7 protein-coding genes and 1 pseudogene are annotated in these 7,896 nt (G+C 72.7%); 4 read left to right on the forward strand and 4 right to left on the reverse strand.

Going from position 1 to position 7,896, the window contains the following annotated elements:
• The first annotated feature begins 1 nt into the window (after position 1).
• The 3 genes from narH to narI are packed head-to-tail and all read left to right on the forward strand — an operon-like array spanning position 2 to position 3,107.
• The gene (narH, locus tag ACIQGV_RS20035; RefSeq protein ID WP_402496372.1) at positions 2-1,546 is read left to right on the forward strand and encodes a nitrate reductase subunit beta; all 1,545 of its coding nucleotides are present in this window, start codon (positions 2-4) and stop codon (positions 1,544-1,546) included.
• Positions 1,543-2,334, forward strand: coding sequence for a nitrate reductase molybdenum cofactor assembly chaperone (gene narJ / locus ACIQGV_RS20040; RefSeq protein ID WP_402496373.1), 792 nt, complete (start codon positions 1,543-1,545; stop codon positions 2,332-2,334). Before narH ends, narJ begins: the two co-directional genes overlap by 4 nt.
• Entirely contained in the window at positions 2,331-3,107 is a 777-nt protein-coding gene (gene narI, locus ACIQGV_RS20045) for a respiratory nitrate reductase subunit gamma (RefSeq protein WP_402496374.1), read from the forward strand. Before narJ ends, narI begins: the two co-directional genes overlap by 4 nt.
• 62 nt (positions 3,108-3,169) lie before the next feature.
• On the opposite strand, the gene ACIQGV_RS20050 is transcribed toward narI, so the two are convergent.
• Together ACIQGV_RS20050 and ACIQGV_RS20055 are read right to left on the reverse strand one after the other, a co-directional pair.
• The gene (locus tag ACIQGV_RS20050; protein WP_402496375.1) at positions 3,170-3,700 is read right to left on the reverse strand and encodes an SRPBCC family protein; all 531 of its coding nucleotides are present in this window, start codon (positions 3,698-3,700) and stop codon (positions 3,170-3,172) included.
• Between the two features lie 93 nt (positions 3,701-3,793).
• A pseudogene (locus ACIQGV_RS20055) lies at positions 3,794-5,089 on the reverse strand (NAD-binding lipoprotein); the annotation flags it as partial.
• A 98-nt stretch (positions 5,090-5,187) separates the two neighbouring features.
• Here ACIQGV_RS20055 and ACIQGV_RS20060 point away from each other — a divergent pair.
• A complete protein-coding gene (locus ACIQGV_RS20060) occupies positions 5,188-5,712 on the forward strand; it encodes a hypothetical protein (RefSeq protein ID WP_402496376.1) in 525 nt (174 codons plus the stop codon).
• A 225-nt stretch (positions 5,713-5,937) separates the two neighbouring features.
• Here ACIQGV_RS20060 and ACIQGV_RS20065 read toward each other — a convergent pair whose 3' ends face one another.
• Together ACIQGV_RS20065 and ACIQGV_RS20070 are read right to left on the reverse strand one after the other, a co-directional pair.
• The gene (locus ACIQGV_RS20065) at positions 5,938-6,360 is read right to left on the reverse strand and encodes a hypothetical protein (protein ID WP_402496377.1); all 423 of its coding nucleotides are present in this window, start codon (positions 6,358-6,360) and stop codon (positions 5,938-5,940) included.
• A gap of 100 nt (positions 6,361-6,460) precedes the next feature.
• Positions 6,461-7,672 carry an acyltransferase family protein gene (locus ACIQGV_RS20070; RefSeq protein WP_402496378.1) on the reverse strand — a complete coding sequence of 404 codons (1,212 nt, stop codon included), beginning with the start codon at positions 7,670-7,672 and terminating at the stop codon, positions 6,461-6,463.
• Between the last annotated feature and the right edge of the window lie 224 nt (positions 7,673-7,896).

A 7,896-nucleotide genomic window follows, 5' to 3' on the forward strand; every position in this document is an offset into this window, starting at 1 on the left:
CATGCGCGTCATGGCCCAGATCGCGATGGTGATGAACCTCGACAAGTGCATCGGCTGCCACACCTGCTCGGTCACCTGCAAGCAGACATGGACCAACCGCACCGGAGTCGAGTACGCCTGGTTCAACAACGTCGAGACCAAGCCGGGCGTCGGCTACCCCCGCCGCTACGAGGACCAGGAGCACTGGAAGGGCGGCTGGATGCTCGACCGGCGCGGCCGGCTGGTCCTGCGCTCCGGGGGACGCGTCAAGCGCCTGCTGTCGCTGTTCTCCAACCCCGACCTGCCCTCCCTCGAGGACTACTACGAACCGGTCACCTACGACTACGACAACCTGGTCGGCGCCCCGGCCGGACCGGACGTCCCGGTCGCCCGGCCCCGCTCCGTCCTCACCGGCGAACCCGCCGCCATCACCTGGGGCGCCAACTGGGAGGACGGCCTCGGCGGCGCGCCCGAGCACGCCGGCGGCGACCCCAACCTCACCGGCGCATGGGCCGAGAAGGTGAGGTTCGAGTTCGAGCAGACCTTCCTCTTCCACCTGCCCCGGCTGTGCGAGCACTGCCTCAACCCCGCCTGTGTCTCGGCCTGCCCGTCGGGCGCGATGTACAAGCGGGTCGAGGACGGCATCGTCCTCGTCGACCAGGACCGCTGCCGGGGCTGGCGGATGTGCGTGACGGCCTGCCCGTACAAGAAGGTGTACGTCAACCACGCCACCGGCAAGGCGGAGAAGTGCACCTTCTGCTTCCCGCGCGTCGAGGCCGGACAGCCCACCGTCTGCTCCGAGACCTGCGTGGGACGGCTGCGCTACCTGGGTCTGCTGCTGTACGACGCCGACCGGGTCGGCGAGGCCGCGGCCACCCCCGGGGAGCAGGACCTCCTCGAGGCCCAGCGCGGGGTCTTCCTCGACCCGCACGACCCCGAAGTCATCGCCGCGGCAAGGGAGTCCGGCATCCCCGAGGACTGGCTGGACGCGGCCCTCCGCTCCCCGGTGCACGACCTGGTCGTGCGCCACAAGGTGGCGCTGCCGCTGCACCCGGAGTACCGGACGATGCCGATGGTCTGGTACGTCCCGCCGCTGTCCCCCGTCCTCGACGCCGTCGAGGCGGCGGGAGGCGACCAGGACGACCCCGACCACGTCTTCGCCGCCGTCACCCGGCTGAGGATCCCGCTGGAGTACCTGGCCGAGCTGTTCACCGCCGGGGACACGGACGTCGTCGCGGGCGTGCTGATGAAGCTCACCGCGCTCCGCTCCCACATGCGCGCACGCACTCTGGGCGAGAGCGGCGACGACACCGCGCTCGCGGCCGTCGGACTCACCGCCCGCGAGGCGGAGGACCTGCACCGGCTCCTCGCCGTCGCCAAGTACCAGGACCGGTACGTGGTGCCCGCCGCGCACAAGGAGGACGCCGCCGCGCTGACGGCGACGGAGAACCGCTGCCCGGTGGAGTCCTCCGGGGACCCGGCCGGCGCCGGCGGCCGCCGGGTGATGCTCGGCATCCCCACTCTGCGCCGCCGCACGCCCGAGTCCCCCGCAGGAGGCCGTCCGTGAGTCCTCTCCCCGCCACGATCCCCGCCCTGGTGCGCACCCGTGTCCGCGCGGCCGTACGCCGCCCGGCGCGTCTCTCCCCCGAGGAGACCGAGGCGCGTGCGCTGCTGCTGCGGCTGATGTCCCTGCTGCTCCAGTACCCGGACGCCGAACTCGCCGCCGCCGGGCCGGAGCTCACCGGCGCCGTCGCGGGCCTGCCGCCCTCCCCCGCCGCCGAGCGTCTGACCGCCTTCACCGGCTGGTTCGCCGGGCAGCAGCCGGAGACACTGGAGCAGCACTACGTCGAGATGTTCGACCTGCGCCGCAGGAGCAGCCTCCACCTCACCTACTACCTGCACGGCGACACCCGCCGCCGCGGCATGGCCCTGCTCACCCTGAACCAGCGGTACAGGGCCGCGGGCTGGGACACCGGCGGAGGCGAGCTGCCCGACCATCTGCCGGTCGTGCTGGAGTTCGCCGCCCTCGCCGGACCGCGTGCGGGTGAGGGACCGCTGCGACTGCACCGGCGCGGACTGGAACTGATCCACCGCGCCCTGGCCGACGCCGCCTCGCCGTACCGGCACGTCCTCGCCGCGCTGCTCACCCTGCTGCCGCCGCCCACCGAGGCGGACCGGGCGGCGGTGGACCGGCTCGTCGCCGAGGGCCCGCCGAACGAGGAGGTCGGCCTCGACCCCTACGGGACCTACGGGGAGGGGGAGTTCGCCCCTCCGGGCACCTTCGTCCCGCCGGCACCCGCCCCGCCCACCCGTGTACCGCCCGCCCCGACCAGCCGTACGGAAGGCCCCCGATGAACGCCCCGCTCTCCCCCCTGGCCGCGGCCCCGGCGAGCGGCGCCGATCTGCTCCTGTGGGTCGCCCTCCCCTACATCTGCCTCGCCGTGTTCGCCGTCGGACACGTCTGGCGCTACCGGCAGGACCAGTTCGGGTGGACCTCCCGCACCACCCAGCTGCTGGAGCACCGCCGGCTGCGCTGGGGCAGCCCGCTGTTCCACCTGGGCGCCTTCATGGTGATCGGAGGGCATGTGGCGGGGCTCGCGATTCCCGCCTCCTGGACCGAGGCCGCCGGCATCGGCGAGCACGCCTACCACACGACCGCCGTCTGGGCGGGCTCGGTCGCGGGCCTCGCGATGGTCACCGGGCTCGGCATGCTGTGCGCCCGCCGGCTGCTGACACGCCGGATCCGCCTCGGCACCGACCGGAGCGACAAGCTGCTCTTCCCGCTGCTGTCCGCCACGGTCCTGCTGGGCATCACCGCCACCTTCGCGCACAACGTCCTCGGTGCCGGCTACGACTACCGCGCGACCGTCTCCGTCTGGTTCCGCGGGCTGTTCGTCCTCCGGCCGGAGCCCGAGGCGATCACCGGCGCGCCGCTGCTGTTCCAGCTGCACGCCCTCACCGCCTGTCTCCTCTTCGCCGCCTGGCCGTTCACCCGTCTGGTCCATGTGTGGAGCGCCCCCGTCGGCTACCTCACCCGTCCCTACCTGGTCTACCGCCGGCGGGCCGCACCGGCGACGGCCGCGGGGGGCCGGCCCCGGCCGGCCTCCGGCTCCCGGCGGGCCGCGTGAGTCACGGCCCTCACCGGGACCGCCGGCCGGTCCGCCCCCTTCCAGGCGGCGGTGGATCCCTGTCAGTCCGTGCGCTCCGCCGCCTCCTTGAGGCCGCGCAGGGTGTGCTCCATCCCGGTGCGCCATTCCTCCTGGCGGGAGGCGATGATCTGCTCTCTCTGCCCGGGGGCGCTCTCGACGGCCAGCGTGAGGCCGCTGCGTCCCGGCCCGAAGGCGGCCGTGTGGCGCAGCCGTGTGCCGTCGCCGTCGGCCTCCAGGTCGAAGCGCCAGAAGGCGAGTGCCTGTGCCGGGTCCCGTACCGCCTCCCCGAACAGGCCGTGCTCGTCCAGGACCGCCCAGGCGAACGACCGGTGTTCGTCGAGCTCCACCACATGGGACACGGTCCGCCACTCGGCTCCGCCGAAGTGGCGGTTGCGGCCCTCGAAGCGCGCGCCGATCGACGGTCGGACCGCTCCGTCGAGCCAGGCCACGTGCTGCAGTTCGGGGCTGTGCCTGGCGGGGACGTGGATGTCGGTCACCAGCGCCCAGACCTGCGGCACGGCTGCCTGGACGTACAAGTCGCTCTGCACATGAGGAACGTCGGTCACATCCATGTCGCCTCCTCTTCCGCGGGTGGGCGCAGGCCCACGGCCGACGCCCATGTCACCGGGTCGGCAGGCTAGCGGACGGGCGGATCCGGGTACCGGTCATACGGAGTCGGGCCGGCCGGACGGTGACGGCCCGGCAGCGGACGGGCGCGAGGCCGCGTCCCTGCCCACGACCAGGACTTCGTCCCGTCCGCTCCAGCAGCGGGTCTCGGTCTTGGGCGGGTTGATCCGGATGCCGTGACGGGGAGGCCGGGACGCGTCGGCGTGGCTGCGGTAGCCGATGGCGCACTCGCCACGCCTGCGCGCCGCGGCCACGACCGTGGCGAAGGGGGTCGCACGGCCCGGCAGGACGTAGTCGGACGCCGGTCTCAGGTGGGCCCCGTTGCCCCCGGCGGAGAACAGCTCCTCGAACACCGCCGCCAGGCGCCGGTTCTGGGAGATCTGCGCCATCAGCAGGCCGATGAGCTCGCCGCTGATGATGACGTCGGCCCGGGGGCCGATCGGGGCCAGGGCCCGGTTGCGGTCGTCGATCAGCTCGGCGACCACGGGGAGTTCGCATCCGGCGGTCCGCTCCATCCGGTGCAGGAGCAGCAGGGTCACGAGGGTGCGCATGTCGGGCCCGTCCGTGTCGTCGCCGGGGACGGGGTCCCGGCCGAGCACGATCACACTGTCGTACGACTCGACGTCCAGGCCGCGCAGCGTCTCGGGGCGGGTGACGTCGCCCCGCCGCAGCGTCAGGGTCAGCCCGGCGCCGACGTCCCGGCCGGCGTCGTCGACTTCCTGAAGTGTGACGTCCGCGTCCTCCGCGACCACGTCGACCGCCGAGCCGGGCCGGGCACAGCGGCGCAGCCGGTCGACGACGAGCGGGGCCCGGCGGTTCCAGCCGAGCAGCAGGACCCGTTCCGGCCGTGCGGACGGGGGCTGTCCGCCCGCGATCACCGCCTTGTCCACCAGGTGGGAGCAGTCGTCCAGATGGACGGTGTCGTCGTCGCGGGAGAGGACGACGAGCAGGTCGCCGGGGGCGATCGGGGTGTGCGGGGGCGGGCTGAGCAGGGGGACGGTTCCCCGCATCAGGCCGACGACACTGGATGTCGTGTACGACAGCAGCGCGTCGCCGAAGGGCAGCCCGGTCAGGGCGGGTTCGCCGATCACGTAGAACTCGTCGCCCGCGAAGTCCAGGAGTTCACGGTGGACCAGGGAGAGACCGGGGCGGCGGGCGGCCTGGACGATCAGTGCGGCGCTGATGGTGTCGCTCTCCAGGACGATGCCGTTCGGTCCCGCGGCGAGGGACGCGGCCAGCCGGTACCGGTCGTCGCGCACCGCTGCGACGACCGGCGGGCCCGTGTCCCGGTCGGGCAGCCCCGCCCGGACCGCCAGCAGCGTCTTGACGACCTGGTCGCCCGGAACTTTCCGGCTCCCTCTCGCGTTGCGGAGGACGACCTGATCGTTCGATGTGACACGGCGGCGCCGTCGACGGGAGCAGTGAGCAGCACATGGCCATGGTGGGCCTCTTCTGGATCGCCGAGGGCGACGTGTACGTGGGAGCGAAGCCGTCCGGTCTGGCTCGCGGGGTGCGCCTGACGCCCGAGGGCGTGATCGCGCTCGGTGACGGACAGTCCCGCCTGTACCTGTGGGAGGACGTGCACGCCCTGACGGTGGCGGACGTTCCCGTGAAGTCCTTCAGGCGGCAGGTCGGCGCGGTGACCGGGATGGCCCTGAGCACCGTGATCAACCTGGCCGCGCCCGAGGGCGGCCCGGCGGACGAGGCCCCGCCGCTGATGACGGTGTACGTGGAATCAGGCGACGGGAAGGACGAGTTGCAGACCTTCACGGCCGCGGCCGTCGGCTACACCCAGGCCGAGGTCGGTCTCTCCCGGGCGCTCCTCACCCGTCTCACGGAGGGAGCCGCCACGATGGCCACGACGCTGACGGCGATGTCGGAGTGGGGCCGCGCCCGGGAGGGAGGATCGCCCCGGAGGGCGGAGCGGGAGGCACTGCTGCGGGAGTGGCTGGCCTAGGGCCCTTCCGACGGATCTCCGCGGGAGTGGGAGCGGCGTGCGGTCGGCGTGCGGTGCGGGGGGTCGTGCGGCGGGGTCACCCGGCCCTTCGCGCCGTGCGGCTGGGGGTACCTCCCATGCCCTTGAGGCGGTGGGGGAGTGCGTGCCGGGCGTCGCGAAGCCGCGGAGATCCGCCAGAAGGGCCCCAGGGGCTGCCCGGATGTCGCCCTCGCGGAGCGGCCCCGGTCATCGCTTCGCGGTGGCGAGTTCGCTCTCCGTCCCGGTGATCTCGTCGTCGAGCCGGGCGAGTTCGTCCTCGACCTCACCCGGCTCGGGGAGTTCGATCGCGCCCGGGGTCCCGAGGATGTCCTCGACGTGCTTGCGGAACTCGTCGCTGTTCACCTGGTCGTCGATGACGTCGGTGTACACGCGCCTGAGCGTCTCGTCGTCCAGACCGGCGCAGGCGGACGGGTCACCGGCATCGAGTGCGGCGGTGTCCCCCTCCGCGGCCTTCGCGGCTTCCTCGGCCTGCTTGCTCACGGCGGCCCGGCAGGCGGCCTCGTCGCCCGCGGGGGTCGCGCCGTCCCCGCCGTCCCCGTCCCCCGCTCCGCAGGCGGTGACCGCCATGAACAGCAGCGTGACGGCGGGCAGAGCTGTGCGTATGCGCATCGTCTCTCCGGATCCTTGTGCCTGACGAGGCATCATGCGCCCTGCCGCGCCCTCGCGCCGAGGCCGTGGCCATGTTGTGATCTCCCTGTACGGGCCTGCCTCACGGCGGCTGGACCCGTCGGCCCAGCCTGCGGCCGAACGCGTGGCACGGGGCCTCGATGTACCGGTAGGTCAGGACGCACACGGGGAACAGCACGGCGAAGAAGGCCGCTTCCAGCGCGAGGTTGTTCTGCCACCGCCGGGCGACCGTGCCGGCGATCACCGCCAGCAGCACCGGGTGGACCAGGTAGACGGAGTAGCTGATCACTCCGAGGCCGGTCAGCGGACGCGGCAGACGGCGGCGGCGCAGTGCCAGTCCGACGCCGAAGGTGAGTACGGCCAGCAGGAACGCCAGGATCCATCCGCGCCGGGTGAACAGGTCCCCGTCGCCGTACCGACCGGCGCTCCACACCGCGCAGGCGACCACCACGGCCGCCGTGCCGGCCGCGTGCCACCAGGTGCTCCGGCCGTGCTCGGCCCGGTGGACGGCGGTGCCGAGGAACATCACGGCGAGGATCGTCAGGCTCTCCCACAAAGGGACCGTGCCGTTGCACACCAGGACGAGCGCCAGCACCCCGCCCAGCACTCCCCCGAAGACACGGAGCACGGGTGAGGCGGCGCTCGCGCAGCACAGAGCGGTCACCATGCCGAGTGAACCGACCGCGATCAGCGGGCCGGTGCCGGCCAGGCCCGACAGGGCGGACTTCGGCAGCATCACCCCCGCCGTCGCGCTCGCGGCGGCGAGCACGGCCAGGACGACGGCGACCGTCGCCGGCCTCTGCACCCGGAGCGTGAACAGGGCGACGACCAGCAGATAGAAGGCCATCTCGTACGAGAGCGTCCACAGGACGAGCAGGAGACTGGGGGTTCCGAGCAGTTCCTGGAGCATGGTGACGTGGGCGACGGCCACCGCCCCGGCGTCCTGCGTCCCGAGGTCACGGAGCTTCGCGACGCCGCACAGGCCGAGGACGAGGGTCGTCGCCACGACGGCCGCCCACAGCGGGTAGACGCGGAACACCCGTACGATCCAGAACGTACGGACGCAGCCGTGGCGTTCCAGGGACGCGGGGATGATGTAGCCGCTCACCAGGAAGAACACCATGATGCCGTAGCGGCTGGTGTTGAACTCCGGCATCAGCTCCTGCCGGAACCCCGCCATGAAGGTGGAGGAGGAGTGGTCGAAGGCCACGACGAGTGCCGCGATCCCGCGCAGGGCGTCCAGCCAGCCCAGTCTCGCCGGACCGGCCACGGAAGACACGGGAAGCGATCGCATGGGTACGTAGAGTAATCTCCGACGGGGCGGAAGGATGTCGGGCGGGGGTTTCATCGGGTGGTCCGGTCCTCTGCGGTGGGTGATGCGGCGTCCGGTCGGCCCGGGGCGGGCCGGTCCACGGCGGACCGGCCCTAGGTGTATTGATCACGAGCGTTGTTGACACTCGCCAGTGCTTGATCATGGCGAAGACCTCCGGTGTGGTGGAGCTGTCTAGGACTGCACCG

This window comes from Streptomyces sp. NPDC093094 (assembly GCF_044754345.1).
Lineage (GTDB): Bacteria > Actinomycetota > Actinomycetes > Streptomycetales > Streptomycetaceae > Streptomyces.